The sequence below is a fragment of the Solirubrum puertoriconensis genome, from assembly GCF_001483135.1.
In the GTDB taxonomy this organism is placed as follows: domain Bacteria; phylum Bacteroidota; class Bacteroidia; order Cytophagales; family Hymenobacteraceae; genus Solirubrum; species Solirubrum puertoriconensis.
Genome location: NZ_LNAL01000007.1, coordinates 768,721 through 791,890 on the forward strand (window position 1 = coordinate 768,721; position 23,170 = coordinate 791,890).

Genomic DNA, 23,170 nt, shown 5'->3' on the forward strand with positions numbered 1-23,170 from the left:
GGCAATAAATAACCGATGAGCTACTCCGTAGGCTACCGTGCTCTTGAGGTAGCTGACCCCGAACTTGACCTAGGGTTTCCGGTGGTCGTCCTGTACCCAACCACCACTCCGGCCACTACCGAAACATTTGGCTTCTACAAGCTCGAGGTAGCCCGGGAAGCGCCAGTAGCCGCTGGCACTTTTCCGTTGGTGCTTATTTCGCACGGCACGGGCAGCTCGCCGTGGGTATACCGCACGCTGGCTTACTATCTGGCGCAGCACGGCTTTGTGGTGGGCCTGCCCGAGCACCCCTTCAACAACCGCGACAACAACACCTGGGCCAACACCCCGCAGAACCTGGTAGCCCGGCCGCGGCACCTGCAATTGGCTATTGATGCTTTGTTCGCCCAGCCGGCCATTGTCGCCTCGTTGAAGGCCGAGGGCGTCGGCATTATTGGTCACTCCCTAGGTGGCTATACGGCGCTGGCGCTGGCCGGCGGCTCACCCGCGAGCTTGCCGCACGATACGCCCGGCGGGCAGGCTCAGCCTTTCGATACCGTTATTGATGAGCGCGTGAAGGCCATTGTGCTACTGGCGCCCGCCACGCCGTGGCTGATGGGCGAGGGCGCTTTGCGCAACGTGCATGTGCCTATGCTTATGTATTCGGGCGAGAAGGACGAGCATACACCCATTGGACACGCCTACATTGTGCTGCGTGGCGTGCCCGAGCCCAGCCGCATCGAGCACCAGGTGGTGCCTAATGCCGGGCATTATTCGTTTCTGAGTCCGTTTCCGGCCGCGCGGGTTAGTCCGGCTTTCCCGCCCTCGCAAGATCCGCCCGGCTTCAACCGCGCCCGCTTTCACGAGCAGCTGAACGCCGAGGTGCTGGCGTTCTTCCGACGCACGTTGTAGAGCGGCTATAAGTAGCCTTCTGCAAGGCTCAGTAGGAGCGGGGCTTAGGTGATTTGGAACCCAAAAGAAATTTTTCCGCGTTAGAAGGAAAAATTTCCATAAGTTTCGGCCACAAATCACCACACCTATGACAGCGGCAAGCACCAAACACAAAGACCTGGCGGCGCTACCCGTAGCGCTCCGTAAGAAATGGGCGGCTTGGGGCCGCACCGGGCAAGATGCCTTTGCCCTGGTGCTGGAGGCGCGCAAGGGCGTGCCGGCCACCACGGCTTTCGAGGTAGCCGAAGCATTTCAGCTGCAAGCCAACGAGCTGGAGGCCATTTACGAGCTTTCAACGAAAACCCTGCGCAACTACTCGCAGGAGAAAAAGCCGCTCAGCCCCGCCAGCAGCGAGAAAACCCTCAAGATTATTGCCCTCTACAACCTAGGCGTGGAGGTGTTCGGCGAAGCCGCGGCTTTTCTGCGTTGGCTCGATAAACCCGCCCACGGCCTCGACGGCGAAGTGCCCCTGAAACTGCTCGAAACCACCGGCGGCATCGATCTGGTAACCGAGGAGTTGCAGCGCATTGCCCACGGCGATTTATCGTAACCCCACGCCCAAGCTGTGTTGCTCTACCGCATTTGCCTGGCCAAGTACGCCGATGGGTTGTTTGCCTCGGGCAACCGCGGCCGCTGGAACTATAAAGACCAGTTTGTTATCTACGCCGCCGGCAGCCGCGCCCTGGCTTGCCTCGAAAACGTGGTGCACCGCAGCGGCGAAGGCCTCAACGACCAGTTTCGGGTGCTGGTGATTGACGTACCCGACGATCTACTGATCGAAGAAATAAAGCTGGAGCAGCTGCCCGCCGGCTGGGAAAAAGCCAGCCGCTACGCCGTGTGCCAACCCCTAGGTAGCGCGTGGTACGAGGCCCGCCGCTCGGCCGTGTTGCGCGTGCCCTCGTCGATTGTGCCGCAGGAGAGCAACTACTTGCTGCACAGCCGCCACCCCGATTTCCCGCGCATCCGCATTGTAGCCCGCGAGGAGTTTAGCTTCGATGCACGCATCAAGGCGCAGGAACCAAGCTAAATCCGTAAAGCAGAATTGCTGCGGATATACCAATGGAAATATTGAGTGCCGTTGCCTGGATGCTGCAACTACCTTTCTTATGGTACGCTATTGCCAGACGACGTAAAGGGAAACCAGGACCTGGTACGGATTACGTGATTCTGTATGTACCGCTCATTGCTGTAACATTATGCAGCGGAGGCATGGCTCTGGCCTATTTGTTCGCGATGCTCGCTGAGCCTGCAGGTTATTGGGTATTGCTATGGCTTCTACCCACCATAGCTGGCTCAGTTATACTTCCGTTCATTGAACCAACGGTAGGAGCCTCGGATAACTGGAAAAAGAAATGGTTGGACGAGTAGCCCAGGCCAAATTATACTGCTCGAGCAACTGTCGGATACCACATTTGGCGTATAAGCGTTGAAAGAAGCCACGCTGCCGCAACCCGCAGGCATTTTTCCCTACTTTTGGCTTAACTGGGCCAGCGCGGCCCACCCTTCGCTACGCTCTGCCAATGAAGTTACTTCCTCGCCTGGCGCTGGCGGCCTCGCTCAGCGCCACGACGCCGCTGGCCTTGCAAGCCCAGCATACCCAAAAGTTCACCAACGAAGAACGCTATTATTTCGAGGGCCTTGAGCTGTTCGACCGTGGCCAATACGGCGCGGCCCAAACGTCCTTTCAGCAGTACCTCGAAAGCGTACCGCGCCGCACCGGCGACGTGCGCGACCGTACTGCCGACGCCGAGTACTACTTTGCCGTAAGCGGCCTGTACCTGCTGCACCCCGACTCGGAAGGCCGCATACTGGCCTTTGCCGAAAACAACCGGGCGCACCCCAAGGCGGCTTCGGCTTACTACGAGCTCGGTAAGTTTTACTTCGATAAGAAAGACCACAAGCGCGCGGTGGACTACTTCGCCCGCGTGGCGGCCGACAACCTCACGGCCGAGCAGCGCGCCGAGGCCGAGTTCAAGCAAGCCTACAGCCACTTCGCCCTGAAGGAGTTCGACAAGGCCAAGCTCATCTTCGACCGCAACAAGCAAGGCAACCACGAGTTTCGCTACGCTAGCAGTTACTACGCCGGCTACCTGGCCTACCGCGCCGGCGACTACGCCGGTGCCCGCCAAGACCTAGGCGTGGCCGAGCAGAACGACGCCTACCGCCCCGTAGTACCGGCCATCATGAGCCAGATTTACTACAAAGAGGGCAACATGAACGGGCTGATTGAGTACGGCACCAAGGCGCTGGCCCAAACGCCCCCGCCGCAATCGGCCGATGAGATTCAGCTGCTCGTAGGCGATGCTTTTTACCAGAAGCAGGACTGGGCCCGCGCAGCCGAGTACTTTGATAAATACGCCGCCGGCCGGAAGAAGATCGAGCCGATGGTACAGTACAAAATCGGCTACGCCAACTTCAAGCAGGGCGACTTTAAGGGCGCTATCGGTTCGCTAAAGAACGTAGCCGCTGGCCGCGATTCTCTAGGTCAGAACGCTGCGTATCACCTAGGGCTGAGCTACCTGCAAACCAACGCCAAGCAGCAGGCCCTGAACTCGTTCGATGCGGCCCGCAAAGCCAACTTCGATAAGCAGGTAGCCGAAAACGCTGCCCTGAAGTACGCCCAGGTAAGCTACGAGCTCGGCAACACAGCCGAGGCTGTATCGGCGTTGGAAGACTTCGGCAAGAAATACCCGCGCTCAAAAAACCGCGCCACCGCCGACGACTTGCTGAGCGACGCCTACCTGAGCAGCACCGACTACGCCCGGGCCCTGCGCTACCTCGAAGGCCTCGACGAACGCACCAGCAAGCTCAACGCCACGTACCAGCGCGTGGCCTACTACCAAGCCGCTACGCTCTACAACAACGGGCAGTACCAGCAGGTGCAGCCCTTGCTCGAGAAGAGCCTGCGCTACCCGCAGGACGACGCCCTGCGCGCTGCCGCCGAGGTGCTGCGCGGCGAGGTGTACAGCCTCAACCAGGAGTACCCGCAGGCCATTCAGAGCTACACCGCTGCCCTGCGCACCGCCCGCGACGGCGCGGCCGCCCAAACCGACTACGACCAGAAAGCCCGTTACGGCCTGGGCTACGCGTACTACAACACCAAGAAGTACGACCAGGCCCGCCCGTACTTTCAGCAGTACGTATCGGACAAAGACGCCAAGCCGGGTACCGACCCGAACTACTACGATGCCACGTTGCGACTGGCCGATACCTACTACGTAGCCAAAAACTACGCGCAGGCGCTGGAGCTCTACGACAAGGTAATTCAGGCCAACGCCGCCGAAAAGGACTTTGCCTACTACCAGAAGAGCGTAACCCTAGGGCTGATGGGTCGCCGCGACGATGCCGCCAAAACGCTGCAAACGCTGCTGCGCACTTCGCCCAACTCGCGCTACGCCGACGACGCCGTGTATCAGCAGGCGCAGCTCGATTTCGAGAACGGCAACTTCCAGCCGGCCGTGGAGGGTTTTAGCCGGTTGGTGAACAACCGCCCCAACTCGCCGCTGGTGCCGCAGGCGCTGCTGCGCCGGGGCATTGCCTACCAAAACCTGCAGCAGCACGAAAAGGCCGCGGCCGATTTCAAGCAGGTGCTGCAGCAGTACCCGCGCAGCAAAGCGGCCTCCAATGCCATCTATGGCTTGCAGGAAAGCTTGTCGTCGCTGGGCAAGACGGAGGAATTCGACCAGTACTTGGCGCAGTTCAAAGCCACCAACCCCGACGACAAAGCCGTGGAGAGCGTGGAGTTTGAAGCTGCCAAGTCGCTTTACCTAGCCGAGAAGTACCCGCAGGCCATTCCGCGCCTCGAAACCTACCTGAAGCAGCACAGCAACACCTCGCTGGCCGCCGACGCCCGCTTCTTCCTGGCCGACTCGTACCTGAAAACCGGCAACAAGCAGGATGCGCTACCGCGCCTACGTGCCGTGGTTGAGGAAGGCAAGAGCGAGTACCTGAACCGCGCCGTAAGCCGCGTGGCCGACCTGGAGTTTGAAAACAAAAACTACGCCGAGGCTGCCAAGTACTACGAGCGCCTGCGCCAGACCACTCAAAACCGCCGCGAGCGGGCTACGGCTGGCCTAGGTGTGGTGCGCAGCTACTACGAAGCCGGCGATTTTGCCGGGGCCAGCCGCGTAGCCAACGAGGTAATCGCCGAAGGCAACGCTACGCCCACGGTGGCCAATACGGCTACGCTGTACATCGGCAAAGCCGACTACAAAGCGGGTAACCTCGACCAAGCCGTAGCCAGCCTGACGAATGCTGCCAAAGCTACCGACGTGAGCGGGGCCGAAGCGCAGTACCTGCTGGCCGAGGTGCTGTATCAGCAAAAGAAATACGAGCCCGCGCTGGATGCCGCTTTCAAGCTGAACACCAGCTTTAGCCAGTTCGACTTGTGGGTGGGCCGGGCTTTCCTACTGATTGCCGACATCTACAAAGACCAGGGCGAAATCTTCCAGGCGCGCACCACGCTCAATTCGCTTATCGAGAACAAATTCCCGGTAGCCGAGGTGATAGAAGGTGCCAAGCAGCGCCTGGCTGCGTTGGAAGCCAGTAACCCCTCCAACCCCAAAAACAGCACCAAGCCCGCTACTACCAAACCCGGCACCAGCGGCACCAAAGCCCCGGCCAAGCCGGCCGGTAAGCTTGGCAACCTGCGCCAGTCGCTAACACAGCCCACCGACACTACCAACACCGATACGGCCGCACCCGAGCAGGATGCGCAAGGCTCGGATGAGTAGGAGTGAAGCTGATTTCAACGGATAAGTAATTGTACTTGAATAGTCTGCCTAGGTGCGTGTGAAGCATCGCACGAATCCTAGGTAGGCGCCAAGCCCAAGCCATACATGAGCGTTAGTTCTTCCCAACGCCTAACCTTAGCGGCCCTGCTTGCGGCCGCAGCCGTGCCCGCCGCGGCCCAAACAGGCAAGCCGCGCACCGGGGGTAAAATCGAGGATGCGGAAATCGAAATCGTGAAGGAGCGGGAAAACCAGCTACCCGAAGCGGCCCGCAACTACGACAAGGTAGTGCTGCCCCCGGCTGCCACGCCCGACCGCACCGTTCGCTACACCTTCCCTGATTTCCGCCTGCCGAGCCAAAACCTCAACCCCTCGGTACGGGTGCTTACCATCAAGCAGGAGGAGTTGGAGCCGCTGCAAGGTAACTATGCCCGCGTTGGGGTTGGCAACTACGCCTCGTTGCTGGGCCAGGCACACTTTCATACCACCCGCAGCCAAGATCACGCCTTCGGGCTCGACTTGCGCCACTTGTCGTCGGCGCGCGGGCCGGTTGATGGCAAGAACTCCGCCACCAGCCAAAGCCGCCTGAACCTGAACGGCGAGATGTACCGGGGTGCCACAACCCTAGGTGCCAAGCTGAACCTAGGGCGCGACCGGGCCAACTTCTACGGCTACAACCCAAATATTGAGCGCAAGCCCGAGAAGGACAGCATCAAGCAGGTATTTTACCGGGCCGATGCGCAGCTGTTTTTGCGCAACCGCGACCGGGATGCCAAGTTTCAGTACGACCTAGCTGGTGGTTTCCGCTACTGGAAAGACAACTTCAAGGCCAAGGAGTCGGATTTGTACGCCCAGCTGCGCACCGCTTATTACGTGACGGAGAAAGGCCGCGTGCGCATCGATGGCGACCTGTCGTTTATCTCGCAAAAGGATTCGCTGACGGTGAGCCGCCCGTTTGTGCAGGTAACGCCCGCGTTCGAGCAAAATATTGCCGGCCGCCTCGATGTATCGGTGGGTGCCACATTGGGCTATACCGGCGACACCATTAACGATGCCCGTCAGGTTTCGGTAATGCCCGCCGTACGCTTGGGCTACGCCGTAGTTGAGGACAAGTTTGTGCTGTTAGGTGGCCTGGGCGGCGGCCTGCAGCGCGTAACGCTCTACGACCTCACCCAGGAAAACGCCTGGCTAGGCCCCAACCAGCGCGTGGCCGATACCCGCCGCGGCCCTACGTTGTTCTTCGGCTTTAATGCCTCGCCGGCTCGTTCGCTACAAACCTCCGTGAAGGTGACCCTAGCCAACGACCGCAACCTGTACTTCTACAACAACTCGCGCCGCGATTCCACCAAGTTCGACCTGGTGTACGACCCCAAGGCCACGCAACTGGTAAACATCCACGGCGAGCTGATTTACAACGCTGCCGAGCGTGTTAGGGTAGGTACCAAACTCGACTACAACGGCTACAAAGTGAAAACGCTGGAAAAAGCGTATCACCGGCCTGCGTTCCAAGGCGTGTTCTTCGGTTCGTACAACGCCGCTGACAAGCTGATGCTGGGTGGCGAGCTTTACGTGCTGAGTTCGAGCTACGGCTCGGTGCTGCGCCGCACGGCCACAATCCCCGCAGAGTTCAACAACGTAGTGCGACCCACCGACTCGGTAATCGACTTGAACCTGCGCGCCGATTACCGCTTTTCAGAAAATCTGTCTTTCTTTGTTTTGGGCAACAACCTACTAGGTCGCAAGTACGAGCGTTTCTTGAATTATCCATCCAAGGGCGTAAACATACTAGCAGGCCTAGGTTACCAGTTCTAATCAGCTGATAACAGCCACGTTGCCGAGCCGCCGGGCTGCTCCTGAAGTGGGGCAGAACGGCGGCTCGGGTGGCAGAATGGGGGAGCTCAGCTTAAACTCTCACCTGCCTCGGACCGCTTAACTTCTACACTTTGCAGCTAACCGACCACATTCAGCACCTGCTTCGGGACCACGACTGTGTTATTATTCCCGACTTCGGCGGCCTGATTGCGGACTACGAGCCCGCACGCCTGCACCCGGTGCGCCACACGCTGGCACCTCCGGCCAAACGCGTGGCATTCAACCAAGCCCTTACCCGCAACGACGGGCTGCTGGTTGATGCCATTAGCCGCCACTATGGCATTGGCACCCCGCAAGCGCGCCAGCAAGTGCGCGAGGCCGTGGCCAACATGCAGCACGAGCTCGATGAGCAGCATCGTACGGAGCTACCCGGCATTGGCATATTTCGCCGAGCCCCGGGCCGCGGCCTCGATTTCGAATTTACCGGTCAGCAAAATCTACTACCCGCCAGCTTTGGCTTGCCCGAGCTAACCTCGCGTCCCGTACGCGCCACAGATGCGGTGCTGGCCCGCGAGCGTAGCCGCCAGGCACCGCAACCGGCGTTGGCCCCGGCACGCCGCCGCGGTTTGCGTAAGCTAGCTGTATCGGCAATGCTGGCTGTATCGTTAGGCTTGGTTCTCACGGCTCAATACCAGATTGCGCTGCGCCTAGGTAACATTCCGGAAAACTGGCAGTTAAGCGTCTTCAAGAACGATGCTGAGCCAGCGCGGCCAGTACAATCGGCAAATCTGGCTTCGGCCGCCTGGACGGAATCGGTAGTGCCCGATGGCGCTCCTGAGGCCCAGCCCGAAATCAGCAAACCGGCCGAAGCGGCTGCCCCCGCGCCTGTTGTCAAAGCGAAGCCTGCTGCAACGGTAACCCCAAAGGCTGCGTCGGTGGCTACAGTAACGAAAGCTGCGGTAGAAGGCCGCCCGGCTGTAACTGGAAAACCCGTGCTGGTAAAGGGCGTTTCGAACCGCTGGTACGTAGTGAAAGCCACTTTCAACTCGTTTGCAGGTGCCGAAAAAGTGCAGAGCAACTACGCCAGCAAAGGCCACGTCGCCAAAATTCTGATGCCGCGTTGGGGGCATCGGGGCGTGGTAAATACTAAAAAGTACCGCGTTGCCGTTGCCGATTTCGCCGACAAAGCCACTGCTCAGCGAAACCTGCCGGAGCTGCGCAAGCAGTTCGGCAACGAAATTCAGGTTTACCCATATTAGCATGTTCGAACCCTTTCTGCTGCAGATAACCACCGCTGCGGCCGACTCCACCACCAATCCGGCCGCTACCGCTGCGGCTGCCCCAGCCGCCCAGCCCGATTCGCTCTCGGTAATCGACCTCATCTTTCAGGGGGGCTGGATCATGGTTCCGATCCTGTTGCTGTTCTCAGTATCCGTTTACATCATTCTGGAACGTTACCTCACCATCCGGAAAGCCGCCGCGCTGCCCGAAGGGTTCATGAACCAGATCCGGAACCTAATGGTGAAGGGCGACTTGCAAGGCGCCAAAATGCTGACGGCCCAAACGGCCTCGCCGCTGGCCCGCATGATCGAGAAGGGTATCCGCCGCATTGGGTTGCCGCTGAAAGAGATTGAGACCAGCGTGGAGAACGTAGGCAAAGTAGAAATTGCACGCCTCGAGAAGAACATCAGCATCTTGGGCATCATCGCGGGTATTGCGCCAATGCTGGGCTTTGTGGGTACCATCGTCGGCGTAATCAACATCTTCTACGCCATCAGCTCCACCGGCGACTTTGGCATTGCCCAAATCTCGGGTGGCTTGTACACCAAGATGGTAACCTCCGCCGCTGGCCTGATTGTGGGCATGGTGGCCCACGTAGGCTACCATTGGCTCAGCATCATGGTTGAGCGGCTGGTGTTCCGCATGGAGAACTCGGCCATCGAGTTCATGGACATTCTGCAGGATAACTAGTGCGTAAGTGAATGAGTGGCCGAGCACGGTTGTTGCTTGGCCACTCATTCGCACTTCAAGCCCCAACCAACATACCGATGGATTTAAGCCGCCGGCGTAAGCTTTCCTCACACGTCGAGACCAGCTCGATGAACGACATCATGTTCTTCCTGATGTTGTTCTTCCTGATCGTATCGACCATGGTGAACCCCAACGTAATCAAGCTGATGCTGCCCAATGCCCGCTCGGGCAAACAGGCCATGAAGCAGCCCATTACGGTTTCGGTGGATGGCAATGGCCAGTACTTCATCGACCGCAAGCCCGTATCGTCGCAGGAGTTAGAACAGGAGCTGGCCACTCGAGTACAAGGCCTGGAAACGCCGACCGCCGTGTTGCGCGTGGATAAGTCGCTGAACGTGCAAAAGCTGGTAGACATCCTGGAAATCGGCAACCGGCTTAAAATCCGGATGGTAATGGCTACAGCGGCCGAGAGCAAATAAGCGCTGCGGCTTGCCTGCGGCCTCGTACAACCCTTGCCCCGGTGAGCTGAACCCCAGACGCACCGGGGCGCGTTGTTTACACCAAGCAGCGCAATCATCACCTAGTAACACTAACGATTCAACGACCATGGCCGCTGAATTTCGCCACGAGCACCGCCGCGAAGCCCTAATCGGCACCCTTGTGCTGAACGGCTTGCTGGCTTTGCTGTTCTTCCTGATTGTATTCAAGAATCCGCCCGAAGACATCGTGCTGACTGGCGGCGGGGGCGTGGAGCTGAACTACGGCCTCGATGAAACCGGCTTTGGCGACAACCAAACTTCGGCCCCGGCCAACGAGTCGCCGAGCCGCGAAGACAGCCGCCCGCCCGCCCAGCAGCCCGACCCCGAGCCGCAGCAAGCCCGGCAGCCCGTAACACCTACCGAAGAAGCACAACCCGAGAAGGTGGTGACGAGCGAGGCCGAAGAAAACGATGTGAAGATTCCGCCGGTGGAGAAACCTTCGCCCAAGCCGCGCGAAGAGCCGGTGAAGGAACCCGAGCCCGAGAAGCCCAAAGTAAACCCTAGGGCGGTGTTTACGCCCCGTGGCGCAGCGGCCAACACCGGCGGCAACGGCACCATGGGCACCAGCAACAACCCCGCCGGCAACAACAACGGCGACGACCCCGGCACGGTAGGTGATAAAGGTGACCCCCGCGGCACCTACAGCGGCAAAGCCTACAGCGGCGACCCCGGCGAAGGCGGCGGCAGCGGGGGCGGTTTCGGCAGCGGTAAGCTCAACATGCCCGGCTGGGCCTTCGACAACAAACCCAACGACCAAGACCCCTCCGACGAAGTAGGTTTTGTGACGCTCAAAATCAAGATCGACGAGAACGGCGACGTGGAGTCGGTAACGGTAACGGGCTCGAGCGTAACGCCCCGTGTGGCCAACTTCTACCGCGATATGATTCAGAACAAAGCCACCTTCCGCCGCGTGGGCAGCGGTACCGGCGGCGCCACCGGCACCATTACCTACCGCATCGGTGGCAAGTAATTTTAGCTGCAGCAAGCGCCGCGGGTCGGAATTCTCCGGCTCGCGGCGTTTTTTTGTGCCCTGATTTCGCCCGTACCATGACTTACGCCCAAACGCTTGAATACCTGTACTCGCAACTACCTATGTTTCAAAAAGTAGGATCGGCTGGGTTCAAGAAAGGCTTGGAGGGAATCCAGCGCTTAGTAGAGGCCCTAGGTCATCCGGAGAATGACTTTCGGAGTGTGCACGTAGCCGGCACCAACGGCAAGGGCAGCAGCTCGCATCTGCTGGCCGCCATTCTGCAAAGCGCCGGCTACCGCACCGGCTTGTACACCTCGCCGCACCTGCGCGAGTTCACCGAGCGCATTCGCATCGATGGGCAGGAGCTGGCGCCCGATTACCTGGTACGCTGGGTAGCGCAGTGGCGCGGACTGTTCGAGCAGGAGAAGCCGTCGTTTTTTGAGATGTGCGTGGCCTTGTGCTACGACTATTTCGCTGCCGAGCGGGTGGATATAGCCGTAATCGAAGTAGGCCTAGGTGGCCGGCTTGATTCGACCAACATCATCACGCCGCTGGTGTCGCTTATCACCAACATCAGTTACGATCATCAGGCCATACTGGGCGACACGCTGCCGCAGATTGCTTCCGAAAAAGCGGGTATCATTAAGCCTGCAGTACCAGCCATCGTCAGCCAAACTCAGCCCGAAGTGGCGGCTGTGTTCAGCGACAAAGCCGAGCAAACGGGCGCGCCTTTAACCTTCGCCGACCGGAAGTACCGCGCCGACTTGCTGCGCGACAACCCAGCCGCTGCATCCCAGCACGTGCGCATTTGGCGCGACGAGCAGGTGTGGTTTGAAGAGGCTGAGCTGGGCCTCGTAGGCGACTACCAACGCCTGAACTTGCCCGGTGTGCTGGCTGTGGTGGAGGAGCTGCGCAGCCAAGGCTTTACGATTACCGATGAACACATCCGGGCGGGGATGCGCGATGTACGCCACCTCACGGGTTTGCGCGGGCGCTGGCAGGTAATTGCGCAGGCACCTCTAACCGTGTGCGACACCGGCCACAACGAGGCCGGTATCCGGATGGTGGTGCAGCAACTGGCCCGTTTGCAATACCAACGCCTGCACGTGGTGCTGGGTATGGTAAACGATAAGGACCTAGGCAAGGTGTTGCGCCTGCTGCCGACGGAGGCCACCTATTACTTTTGCGCCGCCAACATACCTAGGGCACTTCCGGCCGAAGAACTAGCCAAGCAAGCCGGCGAAGTGGGCCTGCAGGGCCTGGTTTGTGGCTCGGTGGCGGCGGCGCTGGCCAAAGCCCGCGAGCAAGCCGCCGCCAATGATGCAATCTTTGTAGGCGGCAGCACCTTTGTGGTGGCCGAAGTGCCCGACCTGTACGCTCCTGAAGCTTAAAAACACCTAGGCACCCAACGCAAGCAGTTTGCTGCCCACATTCATTTTTTCAACAGCACAGATTTCCCTTCATGGGTCGAGTAAAACTGAAGCGCTTTGCCGACAACGCGCAGCGCGCCGACATTGTAGAGCCCGGCAAAGACACCTACAGCAACCTAGGCGGCCGCTGGCAATCGGAGTTCTTCCGCAACAACAATCCGATTACGCTGGAGATGGGCTGCGGTAAAGGCGAGTATACCGTGGGCCTGGCGGCGCGCTACCCCGAGCGCAACTTCCTGGGGCTGGATATTAAAGGCGAGCGTATGCACCGCGGCAGCATTTTGGCCGAGGAGCAGGGCCTTACCAACGTGGGCTTTTTGCGCACCCGCGCCGAAACCTTGCTGGAACACTTCGGCCCCGGCGAGCTGGATGAAATCTGGATTACCTTTCCCGATCCGCGGCCGCGTCTCGGCGACACCAAGCGCCGTCTTACCGCGCCCCGCTTTCAGGAGCTGTACCGCCAGATTCTGCGCCCGGGCGGATTAGTTCACCTAAAAACCGATTCCGACCTGCTGTTCGACTATACCCTCGAACTGCTGCAGGAGCGCAACGCGCCCAACTTGGTTTTCACTAAAGACCTGTACCAGACCACGGGCCTGTTGCCGCACACCTATGATATCCAAACCACCTACGAGCGGAAGTACCGCGAACTGGGTGTGCCAATTAAATACTTGCATTTCTCCTTTGAATAGCCAAACCTTGCCATCATGAGTCAGCAGCCACCTATCGTCACGCTTCCGTTGTTTAGCAAGCTCGATGAGCGGCTGCTAGCGTTTTTGCGCGGGCTGTCGGCCGAGGAGTGGGAGCAGCAAACGCTAGCCCCGCGCTGGCGCGTGATGGACGTAGCCCTGCACTTGCTCGATGGCAACCTGCGCACGCTCTCGATGCTGCGCGATGGGTACTTTGGCGTGCCGCCCACCGGCGACCTAGGCAGCTACCAAGGTTTGGTGGGTTTCCTGAATCAGCTGAATGCCGACTGGATAACGGCCACACGCCGCCTAAGCCCCGCGGTAGTAATGCAGCTGCTGGAGCAATCGGGGCAGGAATATTCGGCTTTCCTTGGTACGCTCGACGTGTGGGCACCGGCCGCATTCTCGGTAGGATGGGCCGGCGAAAGCGAATCGCTGAACTGGTTTCACATAGCCCGCGAATACACCGAAAAGTGGCACCACCAGCAGCAAATAAGGCAAGCAGTAGGCCGGGGCGAAGCCGAGTTGTTGCAACCGGAGCTATATGAGCCGTACCTGCAAACATCCATGCGGGCATTGCCGCACCACTACCGCAACGTGGCCGCGCCCGAGGGCACGCAGCTGCGCGTGGTAGTTGAAAGCCCTGAAAGCTCCTATCAATGGTGGCTGCGCCGAGGCGCAGAGCAGTGGACCCTAGGTAACGAAGCGGCCGGGCAAGCGGCGGCCAGCGTGTACCTCGATGCGCACGTTGCCTGGCGTATGCTCAGCAAGGAGCTGGATGCCCAAACGGCGGCTAAGTGCGTGCGGGCAGAGGGCGCAGCCTGGTTGGCCGAGCCCGTGCTAAGCCTCACCGCCGTTATGGCTTAGGATTTACTCAACTTCCAACTCCTCGAACACGGCTTCCATCTCGCTGAAATCGCGCAGGCCAGGCTTGATTTCGTCGCCGCCTTCGAGCACGAGGCCTTGCGGATGTACCTTTTCTACAAACTCGCGCACGCTGCCGTTGGCAAAGCCCGGAGCGAGCCATATCGAGTAGGTGCGGGCTTGCTCGGTAAGGTGGGCCAGCTGAAACTCAGTAAGCGGCTGCGGCGGCAAATCGGTCATTACAAAACCGGTGGTGTGCTGACCTAGGGTGCGGAAACGGTTGTCGACGTCCTCGGGCAGCATGTCCGGAATCCACTTCACCAGCACCAAGGCAGACACCGATAGGGCAGCCAATTCTTCGGGGCGGCGCTGCTTGTGCAGCAGCACGCTGTGCAGGTTGCATTCTTGTGCCAGGGCATTAATGTCCGCAATGGGCAGGCTATCGAACTCGCCTACCAGCTGCACCCCAGCCACCCAGCTGCTTAGCTCTTTCACCAGCGCGGGCGTTACGGCGCCAGGCAGGGCAGGGTCGAGGCGGAACGTGATATAGTCGGCTCCCATGCCGGCGCAGTAGCGCGCGTCGGACAGGTTGTTGATACCACGAACGATGACAGAGGTGAGCAGAGACACAGCGAAAAACGAAACAGATGATGGGCGAATGTAGCCAGGAGGGAAGCACAGCTTAACCAACCCCAAGGGGCTGAATTGATGCAGCCGCAGAGCTTCTGGCAGGCAGAGCATGCAAATGTAGGAAACCGCGAGCGGCGAACGTGTGTTACCTTTGCCACTTCGGCCGCGAACTTTGACCTCGCGGGCGCTACTTTATGAATACAGATACCAACCCGACGCCGTCGAAAGGCCGCGTCCTCGTCGCGATGAGCGGCGGCATCGATTCGTCCGTGGCAGCCGTTATGCTGCACGAGCAAGGATACGAAGTGGTCGGCATGACCATGAAAACCTGGGACTACGCCTCGGCAGGCGGCTCCAAAAAAGAAACCGGCTGCTGCTCACTCGACAGCATCAACGACGCCCGCAACGTGGCCGTGCAGCTGGGCTTTCCGCACTTTATCATCGACATCCGCAACGAGTTCGGCGACCATGTAATCGACGACTTCGTGGGCGAATACCTGGCTGGCCGTACGCCGAACCCCTGCGTGCTTTGCAACACCCATATTAAGTGGGATGCCTTGCTGCGCCGGGCCGATCAGCTCGGGTGCCAATACATTGCCACCGGCCATTACGCCAACGTGCGCCACGAAAACGGCCGCTACGTCATCAGCAAAGGCCTCGACGAAAGCAAGGACCAGTCGTACGCCCTGTGGGGCGTGTCGCAGGAAAGCTTGGCCCGCACCATTTTCCCGCTGGGCAAGCTACGCAAGTCCGAAATCCGCCAAATGGCCGCCGACCGCGGCTTTATGGAGCTGGTAAACAAATCGGAGAGCTACGAAATCTGCTTTATCCCCGACAACGACTACCGGGGCTTCCTGAAGCGCCGCGTCGAGGGCCTGGAGGAGCGCGTGAAGGGCGGCAAATTCGTACTGACCGACGGCACCGTGGTGGGCACGCACGAAGGCTACCCGTTCTACACCATTGGCCAGCGCAAAGGCTTGGGCGTAACCCTAGGTTACCCGGCTTACGTGGTCGAAATCCGGCCCGAAGCCAACGAGGTGGTGCTTGGCAACCACGATGAGCTGGCCCGCACAGCCACCGTGGTGGGCCGTCTGAACATGGGCAAGTTTGCATCGCTCGAGGGCCAAGGGCTGGTGCCTGCTTTCACCAAAGTGCGGTACAACCACGCCGGCGCCCCGGCGTTTTTGGAGGAGAAGGACGGAAAGATGTACGTTTACTTTCCGGAGCCCGTGCACGCCATTGCGCCCGGTCAGGCCGCTGTGTTCTACGACGGTCAGGACGTGCTAGGTGGTGGCTGGATTGAGCGCAGTCCGGCCGCGTTGGCCGCGCCCATCCCGCTGCCGGTGCTAGGAGCCAAGGCTACCGTTTAACTGCTGTTATCTACTATGCTGCGTCGAGTTTATGCTGCCGCTACACTGGCCCTTGGGTTGGCCTTGGTAGGGTGCGACAATACCACCGAGGCCCCAGCCGACCTAGGCAAGGATTACTACCCGCTGGCCGTGGGCACCACCCGCGTGTACCAGGTAGAAGACCGTGTGTGGCGCAACAACCAGATTACCAGCAGCAGCACCTCGCAAGTGCGCGAGCAGCTAATCGAAACTTACCGCGACGCCGCCGGCAAGCTTACATATAAGCTGTTGCGCTCGGTACGCCCCAACGCAACCGCCGAGTGGCAGCCCGACAGCGCGCACACCCTAACGGTAAACGACCGCAACCTGCTGCTCACGCGCAGCAATGTGCGCTCAGTGGAGCTAATCTTCCCGGTAAGGGCCGGTGCCGAATGGAACAAGCAAGCCTTCATCGCGCCCAACGACCCGACGGCAACCGTCGGCGACATTAACCGGCGCTATGAGGAAGTGGGCGTGCCCTTCAGCATTGGCGGGCGCAACTACGAAAACACGGTGAGCACCTTCGACGAAGGCGCCGACCCCTTGTTTAAGATTTACCGGCATACCGTGCGCCAGGTGTATGCCAAAGGTATTGGCCCGGTGTACCGCGAGCGGATAAAGTACGACTACTGCCAAGGAACCTCGGGCAGTTGCTCTATCGGTACCGATTACATCGAGCAAGGCTGGGACCACAAAGAAACCCTGCTGCAATAGCTGCCCGTTCGCGATTCAACCGCAAAAGCCCGCTTACCTGCTTAGGTGAGCGGGCTTTTTAATGGGCCATAGTTACGAACGCACCCGCCGGAACCTAGGACGGCGGCAGGTATGTATTACCTGAACACGCACCTGGGCCGAATCGGAGGCATTCCTTCTATTCTGTATCTTGTCAGGGTTTCGATTTACCACTCACATGCGCACCACCTCCTTGTGGCTAGTGCTGGGTTTGGCGGCTGGTACTGTGGCTTACGCCGCCACGCCGCCCAAACGCCCCACTGCCACCGTACGCCGGCACCTCATTTACTTCAAGGACAAAGCAGGCACTCCTTTTACCGTAAGCCAGCCGCGCGATTTTTTGTCGGAGCGGGCGATTCAGCGCCGGCAGCGGCAGGGTATTGCCGTGCAGCCGCGCGATTTGCCGGTGTCGCCGAACTATACCGCGCAGCTAAAGAACACCGCGGGAGTGCGCGTGCTGTACACCTCGCGGTGGTTTAACGCCGCGGTGGTCGAGTGCGATTCGGCGGCCCTAGGTCGGTTGCAGGGTTTGCCCTTTGTGCGGGCAGCCAACACCGTCAACCGAACAGCCCCTGCCAATCCGGTGCAGCCCACAGCTCCGGCGCCAAGCACAGCTGCTCGCACCACCGCCGAACGCGACCCAAACTACGGGCTAGGTTTCTGGCAAGCCGACATGCTCGGGGCCGTAACCATGCACAAAGCCGGTTACCAGGGCGAGGGCATGCACATTGCCGTGTTCGATGCGGGTTTTCCTGGGGTCGATCGAATGCCACTATTTGAGTCGATGCGCAACGAAGGCCGCCTGCTAAGCACCTTCGATTTTGTCGACCGCGACAAGACGGTGTACGAGAAAAGCACCCACGGTACGCTATGCCTCTCCACCATGGGCGGCAACCAGCCGGGTACCTTTATCGGCACGGCGCCCAAGGCCAGCTACCACCTGATGATTACTGAGGATACACGCTCGGAGCAGCACGTTGAGGAAGTAAACTGGCTGCTGGCCGCCGAGTATGCCGATTCGGTAGGGGTTGACATCATTAGCTCCTCGCTCGGTTACAACACCTTTGATGCGCCCTCGCGCGACTACTCGTATCAGGATATGAACGGCCGCACCGCCATAGCCAGCCGCGCGGCTACCATGGCAGCGCGTACCGGTATTCTGGTAGTGAACTCGGCTGGCAACGATGGCGCCAACAGCTGGCGCTACATCGGCGCGCCGGCCGATGCCGATTCGGTGCTGACTGTGGGGGCGGTTGACTCGCTGCGCCAACAAGCTATTTTCAGCTCAATCGGCCCAACGGCCGATGGCCGCATCAAGCCTAACGTGTCGGCGCAGGGCGTGGCCTCGGTTGTCGTGAACGTGGGCAACGTGATACAGCGCGGCAACGGAACCTCGTATGCTTGCCCCATCACGGCGGGCATGGCGGCGGGCTTCTGGCAAGCCAACCCCACGCTTTCGGCGCAGCAGGTAATCGAGTGGCTGCAGCGCAGCGCCACCCAGGCCAACCGCCCCGATAACCTCCAGGGCTACGGCATTCCGAGCTTCACGAGGGCTTACAATCTGCTCCACCCCAACAATCCGTTGGCAGCGAAAAGCAGCCACAACCCCGGTGGCGAGATGAGCATATTTCCGAACCCGGCTGGGCGCGAGTTGGCGCTGAAGCTGCCCGAAGCGTTTCAACACAAACCTCTGCGGGTGCGCATCACCGACATGAAGGGCGCCTTGGTAAAAGAACTGCAGCTAGCACCCTCGTCGGGCGAGCGGGTGCCGTTGCGCCTAGGCAGCCTAAAGCCAGGGCAATACAACTGCACGGTGTATGCTGGCAGTACCACGCCACCGCGTTCTGTTCGCTTTATGCAGCAGTAAAGGTTTCCCTAGGTTCGAAAGACTTACCATCCGCAAGCCCGGTGCGCTCCTTGCGCGCCGGGCTTCTGTTTTAACCTAGGGTTAACAGATGCTCGATTGCCTGCCCCGATAGCCGCAATCTATTCAGGGCTTTACTACCTTCGTGGCATGAGTTCCTCTCGCCGAATTGCTCCCTTGCTGGCGCCCTCGCTGCTGGCCGCCGATTTTGCCAATCTGCAAGCCGAAACTGCGCGCCTCGCCGGCAGCGCTGCCGACTGGCTGCACTGCGACATTATGGATGGCCGGTTTGTGCCGAATATCTCGTTCGGTATTCCGGTGCTCGAGGCCATCAAGCGCCACGCCCAGCAGCCGCTTGATGTGCACCTCATGATTGAAGACCCGCAGAACTACCTAGAGGCCTTCCGCAATGCCGGCGCCGAAGTTATTACGGTGCACTACGAAGCGTGCCCGCACCTGCACCGCGTAATTCAGCAAATCAAGAAGTTGGGTTGCCGCGCCGGTGTGGCCCTCAACCCGCACACGCCGGCCTGGGTGCTGCAGGATATCGCCGCCGATCTGGATTTGGTGTGCGTAATGTCGGTGAACCCCGGTTTCGGCGGGCAGAGCTTTATTCCGCATACGCTGCAAAAGGTAGCCGAGCTAAAAGAGCTGCTAACCGATTGCGGCTCCGAAGCCCTGATTGAGGTGGACGGCGGCGTAAACCAACAAAACGCCGTGCCGCTGGTTGAGGCCGGTGCCGATGTGCTGGTGGCTGGTTCGTTTGTGTTTAACTCGCCCGATCCGGTGGCTACGCTAGCCGATTTGCGCGCGCAGCTTACTGCCGCTATTACCGCAAGTAATTAATGGGCGTAAGTCGTCGTCGAAAGCACGTGTGGCCGGTAGTGGTGGTGCGAGGTTTATTGTGCTTGCCGGCCGCGGCTGCGGTATCCGTTACTGTGGGCTTTGCTCAGGAGCAGCCCGCCCTGCAGGTTGAGCTGAGCGGCACCGTATCCAATGCCGACGGCATGCCCATCGAGCAAGCGGCCGTGGCGGTGGTTGGCCAAGCAGGTGGCACCAACACCAACGATGCCGGCGAATTCCGGCTGACGGTAGCTCGCCCCACTAGCGGCCAGCCGTTGGTGTTGGTGGTGCGCCGCCTAGGTTACACCACGCTGCGCCGAACCATTCAGCCGCAAGACCTAACCGACGGCCGGGCAACCCTGCGGCTTACGCTGCAGAGCAGCGCCCGCACCATTGATAACGTAACCGTGCGGGGCCAACGCGGCGAAGACACGCGCGAGCAAATCAGCCTTACGCAGCTCGATCCGCGGGCCATTAAGGAAGTGCCTTCGGCGTTCGGCGACTTCAACAAGGTGCTCACGACGCTGCCCGGCGTAGTGGCCAACAACGAGCTGACGAGCACCTACTCCGTGCGCGGCGGTAACTACGACGAAAACCTGGTTTACGTCAACGGCATCGAGATTTACCGGCCGTTTCTGGTGACGGCGGCGCAGCAGGAGGGCCTGAGTTTCGTGAACCCCGATTTGGTGGAGCGCGTCGATTTTACCTCGGGCGGCTGGCAGCCGCGCTTCGGCGATAAGCTGTCGTCGGTGCTCAACATCGAGTACAAGCAGCCGCAACGCAATGCTGCCTCCGTAACGGGGAGCTTGGTAGGCGGCGCGGCGCACGTCGAGTCGATTTCGAAATCGGGCCGGGTAAGCTACCTGGCCGGTGCGCGGTACAAAAATGCCCAGTACGTGCTTCGCTCGTTGCGCAGCGCGCAAGGCGCCTACGACCCTACCTTTATGGATGGGCAAGTGTACGTGCGGGCGGCCCTAGGTCCGCAAGACGACCTGCAACGCACCAGTTTGGGGTTGTTAGCTTCGGCCGCGCGCAACAACTTTCGGTTCGCGCCCCAGAGTGGGCAGGTTACCTTCAGCACCGGTACCAACGAGTTTCAGCGCCTGTTTATCGGCTACGCCGGTTACGAGCGCATGCAGTACGATACGTACCAGGGCGGCCTCAACCTTACGCACCACTTCACGCCCAAACTCACCGGCGAGCTGATTGCCGGCGGCCTGCTTACCCGCGAGTGGGAGTTTCGGGATGTAGAGGCTGCGTACCGGCTGGCTGACATCGACCGCGACCCTAACTCACGCACCTTCAACCAAGCCGTGCGCCAGCGCGACGTAGGCTCGCGCTTCGACCACTCGCGCAACCGCCTCGATGCCTGGATTGCCAGCCTCGAAGCGCGCGGCACCTATCAGCCTTCGGAACGGCACACCCTGCGCTTTGGCGTGAAAGGCGGGCGCGAGAACATCGACGACCGTCTCGACGAATACACCTTCGTCGACTCGGCCGACTTTGTGCCGGTACAGCGCTTCACGCGCCTGCGTACCGATCTGAACCTGGAATCGGCGCGGGTGCAGGGCTACGGGCAGCATACCTGGCGGCTCGATTCGCTGCGGACGCTTACTTATGGTGTGCGTCTGCACTATTGGTCCGTCAACAACCAGCTCACGGTAAGCCCGCGGGTGCAGTACTCGGCCATCAGCCGCCGCAACCCGCGGCTGTCGTACAAAGCGGCTACGGGCTTGTACTACCAGCCACCGTTTTACCGCGAGCTGCGCAACCAATTGGGCGTGCTCAACCGCGAGTTGAAGGCGCAGCGCTCCGTGCATTTTATCGTCGGGAGCGAGTACCGCTTGAAAGCCGCCGGCCGGCCGTTTCAGCTCACTACCGAAGCTTACTTCAAGTACCTCACCGACGTAATTCCGTACGACGTCGACAACGTGCGCTTGCGCTACTTCGGCCAAAACCTGGCCACGGCCTATGCGGCTGGGCTTGATGCGCGGTTCAGCGGTGAGTTTGTGCGCGGGGCCGAGTCGTGGTTTAGCTTGGGCGTACTCACTACCCGCGAAAACCTGCGCGGCGATTTTATCACGCAGTACGACTCCCTAGGTAACATCACCGGGCAAAAGGAAAAGGGCTACATCCGCCGACCCAGCGACCAACGCCTGAACCTTGGAATATTCTTTCAGGACCATTTGCCCGAAAACCCCTCGGTGCGCGGCTACGTGAACGTGGTGTTTGGTACGGGCTTGCCTTTTAGCCCGCCCGGCTTGCCCGAGCTGCGCGGTACCAGCAAGCTTACCCGCAGCTACAAGCGCGTCGACCTAGGTTTTTCCAAGGTTCTCAGTCTTCGCACCGATCAGCAGCGCAGCTTCTACGAACCCGAAAGCATCTGGATGGGCCTGGAAATTCTGAATGTGCTGGCCGCTAACAACGTGGCAGGCTACAGCTACATTCAGGATCTGAACGGGACTACATACGGCGTACCCAATTACCTTTCGCAGCGCGTTATCAACCTGCGGGTAATTGCCCGTTTTTAAGCCGAACCAGAAAGGCTACTCACAAAAAAAGGCCGCACAAGCGGCCTTTTTTATGCTACCTACAAAGGGCGGTTAGTACGCCTTCGACTGCCACTCCGTAAGAGCGAGCCGCATGTTGGGCAGTTGAGTTTTAAACGACTCGTCGTCTTTGTCGCCCATTTTGATGGCGCGACGGGCAATTTCAACGGCCGATAGGTAATCTTCTTTTTGCGCCATTAGGCGAGCCTTCAGCCAATTATTCGTGTAGCTGTCGTTAAGCTCAATGGCGCGGTTGATGTACTTCAGGGCTAGCTCAGCCTCCAAACGATTTTGAATCAGGTAGTCGGCGGCTTGCGCCAGTAGCTGCGGATCATTGGGACGCTCGGTAAGGGCCGCTTGCATGGCATTCAGCACCTTGGCGTGCACGTTGGTGCGGATGGTAACCGAAATGGTTTTTTCTTCCCACGACAGGTTAAGCTTGGCCGAGTTAGCGCGTACATCAGAAAACCAGTACATCAAGGTTTCGCGCATCGGGCTTTGCTCGGGCATCACGGGTACACGTAATTGGTCGTCTTTGGCATCGTAGCCCTCCGAGCCCCAATGGGTGGTTACCTTGTTCAGGATAAATTGCCAATCGTGCTCGGCCGAAGGCAGCATGTAAAGCGAGTATTTGCCTGCGGGTACCGTTTTGTTGCCAATGCGCACCGAGTCGGAAAACGAGATGATCGTATTCTCGTTGGCACCCGCCCGCCACACTTGGTCGTAGGGTACCAGCTGGCCCCAAATGGCCCGGTTGCGCACCGCGGGGGTATGGTAGTCGACGGTTATTTCGGTAAGACCTACTGTCTGGCTAATCAAAGCATGAGGGCTGGCCTGGGGCAGGGTAAACTGCTGCGCCTGCGCAACCGATAAACACAACACAAAAGCCAGAAAAAAACAAATAACGCGCGACATAAGCTGATGCAGGAGGTGGGGTAGCAACGTTCGGAGCGAGGTTTATAGTGCCAAGATACGACAAGCCAAAAGGGCCAGGGTTTAAAACCACATCATCATGTGGGAGTTAAATTGTATGAACCCGGTAAAAATCGGCTCTTGCGAAAATCATTCCGGTGTTTACCTTTGCGCAACTCATCCCTGCCGCATGCCCCTAGCTGCTTTATTGCGCACCACCTTGTTGCCGGTTGCCCCACATTGGGCTGCTGCACACGGGCATGCTGGCCACCATCACCACCATTCCTCCACGGGAGAGGAATAAACTACGTATAAGT

The 23,170-nt window shown here is 59.7% G+C and carries 19 protein-coding genes; 17 read left to right on the plus strand and 2 right to left on the minus strand.

Annotation, left to right across the window (positions count from 1 at the left end; translation table 11 throughout):
• Positions 1-15: 15 nt before the first annotated feature.
• The 12 genes from ASU33_RS13795 (at position 16) to ASU33_RS13855 (ending at position 13,938) form a co-directional block, all read left to right on the plus strand.
• Positions 16-891 (plus strand): alpha/beta hydrolase family protein, encoded by an 876-nt coding sequence (locus tag ASU33_RS13795; protein ID WP_059071395.1) that lies wholly within the window; start codon positions 16-18, stop codon positions 889-891.
• Positions 892-1,018: 127 nt separating this feature from the next.
• On the plus strand, positions 1,019-1,480 hold the full coding sequence (locus tag ASU33_RS13800) for an Xre family toxin-antitoxin system antitoxin (protein ID WP_078063122.1): 462 nt from the start codon (positions 1,019-1,021) through the stop codon (positions 1,478-1,480).
• A gap of 15 nt (positions 1,481-1,495) precedes the next feature.
• Positions 1,496-1,957 (plus strand): RES family NAD+ phosphorylase, encoded by a 462-nt coding sequence (locus ASU33_RS13805; protein ID WP_059071396.1) that lies wholly within the window; start codon positions 1,496-1,498, stop codon positions 1,955-1,957.
• Between the two features lie 493 nt (positions 1,958-2,450).
• Complete coding sequence (locus ASU33_RS13815) at positions 2,451-5,663, plus strand: tetratricopeptide repeat protein (protein WP_059071398.1); 3,213 nt, start codon at positions 2,451-2,453, stop codon at positions 5,661-5,663.
• Between the two features lie 105 nt (positions 5,664-5,768).
• A complete protein-coding gene (locus ASU33_RS13820; protein WP_149867218.1) occupies positions 5,769-7,472 on the plus strand; it encodes a TonB-dependent receptor in 1,704 nt (567 codons plus the stop codon).
• 131 nt (positions 7,473-7,603) lie between these two features.
• A complete protein-coding gene (locus tag ASU33_RS13825) occupies positions 7,604-8,731 on the plus strand; it encodes an HU domain-containing protein (RefSeq protein ID WP_059071400.1) in 1,128 nt (375 codons plus the stop codon).
• A gap of 1 nt (position 8,732) precedes the next feature.
• Positions 8,733-9,443, plus strand: a complete 711-nt coding sequence (locus ASU33_RS13830; RefSeq protein ID WP_059071401.1) for a MotA/TolQ/ExbB proton channel family protein — start codon at positions 8,733-8,735, stop codon at positions 9,441-9,443.
• A 77-nt stretch (positions 9,444-9,520) separates the two neighbouring features.
• Complete coding sequence (locus tag ASU33_RS13835; protein WP_059071402.1) at positions 9,521-9,922, plus strand: ExbD/TolR family protein; 402 nt, start codon at positions 9,521-9,523, stop codon at positions 9,920-9,922.
• Positions 9,923-10,049: 127 nt separating this feature from the next.
• Positions 10,050-10,952, plus strand: coding sequence for an energy transducer TonB (locus ASU33_RS13840; protein WP_059071403.1), 903 nt, complete (start codon positions 10,050-10,052; stop codon positions 10,950-10,952).
• Positions 10,953-11,029: 77 nt separating this feature from the next.
• A complete protein-coding gene (locus ASU33_RS13845) occupies positions 11,030-12,343 on the plus strand; it encodes a bifunctional folylpolyglutamate synthase/dihydrofolate synthase (protein ID WP_059071404.1) in 1,314 nt (437 codons plus the stop codon).
• A gap of 71 nt (positions 12,344-12,414) precedes the next feature.
• On the plus strand, positions 12,415-13,074 hold the full coding sequence (trmB, locus tag ASU33_RS13850; RefSeq protein WP_059071405.1) for a tRNA (guanosine(46)-N7)-methyltransferase TrmB: 660 nt from the start codon (positions 12,415-12,417) through the stop codon (positions 13,072-13,074).
• A gap of 15 nt (positions 13,075-13,089) precedes the next feature.
• Entirely contained in the window at positions 13,090-13,938 is an 849-nt protein-coding gene (locus ASU33_RS13855) for a maleylpyruvate isomerase N-terminal domain-containing protein (RefSeq protein WP_059071406.1), read from the plus strand.
• Positions 13,939-13,941: 3 nt separating this feature from the next.
• Here the strand turns inward: ASU33_RS13855 and trpF are convergent, their stop codons facing one another.
• Entirely contained in the window at positions 13,942-14,565 is a 624-nt protein-coding gene (gene trpF / locus ASU33_RS13860; RefSeq protein ID WP_160328196.1) for a phosphoribosylanthranilate isomerase, read from the minus strand.
• A gap of 194 nt (positions 14,566-14,759) precedes the next feature.
• Here trpF and mnmA point away from each other — a divergent pair, with 194 nt between their 5' ends.
• From mnmA to ASU33_RS13885, 5 genes are all read left to right on the plus strand, one after another.
• Positions 14,760-15,935 (plus strand): tRNA 2-thiouridine(34) synthase MnmA, encoded by a 1,176-nt coding sequence (gene mnmA / locus ASU33_RS13865; protein ID WP_149867219.1) that lies wholly within the window; start codon positions 14,760-14,762, stop codon positions 15,933-15,935.
• A 15-nt stretch (positions 15,936-15,950) separates the two neighbouring features.
• Entirely contained in the window at positions 15,951-16,667 is a 717-nt protein-coding gene (locus ASU33_RS13870) for a hypothetical protein (RefSeq protein ID WP_059071409.1), read from the plus strand.
• Between the two features lie 196 nt (positions 16,668-16,863).
• Entirely contained in the window at positions 16,864-18,552 is a 1,689-nt protein-coding gene (locus tag ASU33_RS13875; RefSeq protein ID WP_059071410.1) for a S8 family serine peptidase, read from the plus strand.
• 147 nt (positions 18,553-18,699) lie between these two features.
• Positions 18,700-19,395, plus strand: a complete 696-nt coding sequence (gene rpe, locus ASU33_RS13880; protein WP_078063124.1) for a ribulose-phosphate 3-epimerase — start codon at positions 18,700-18,702, stop codon at positions 19,393-19,395.
• Positions 19,395-21,923 carry a TonB-dependent receptor gene (locus tag ASU33_RS13885; RefSeq protein ID WP_078063125.1) on the plus strand — a complete coding sequence of 843 codons (2,529 nt, stop codon included), beginning with the start codon at positions 19,395-19,397 and terminating at the stop codon, positions 21,921-21,923. The genes rpe and ASU33_RS13885 overlap by 1 nt, the downstream gene beginning before the upstream one ends.
• A gap of 72 nt (positions 21,924-21,995) precedes the next feature.
• Here ASU33_RS13885 and ASU33_RS13890 read toward each other — a convergent pair whose 3' ends face one another.
• Positions 21,996-22,856, minus strand: coding sequence for a DUF2911 domain-containing protein (locus tag ASU33_RS13890; protein WP_059071412.1), 861 nt, complete (start codon positions 22,854-22,856; stop codon positions 21,996-21,998).
• Between the last annotated feature and the right edge of the window lie 314 nt (positions 22,857-23,170).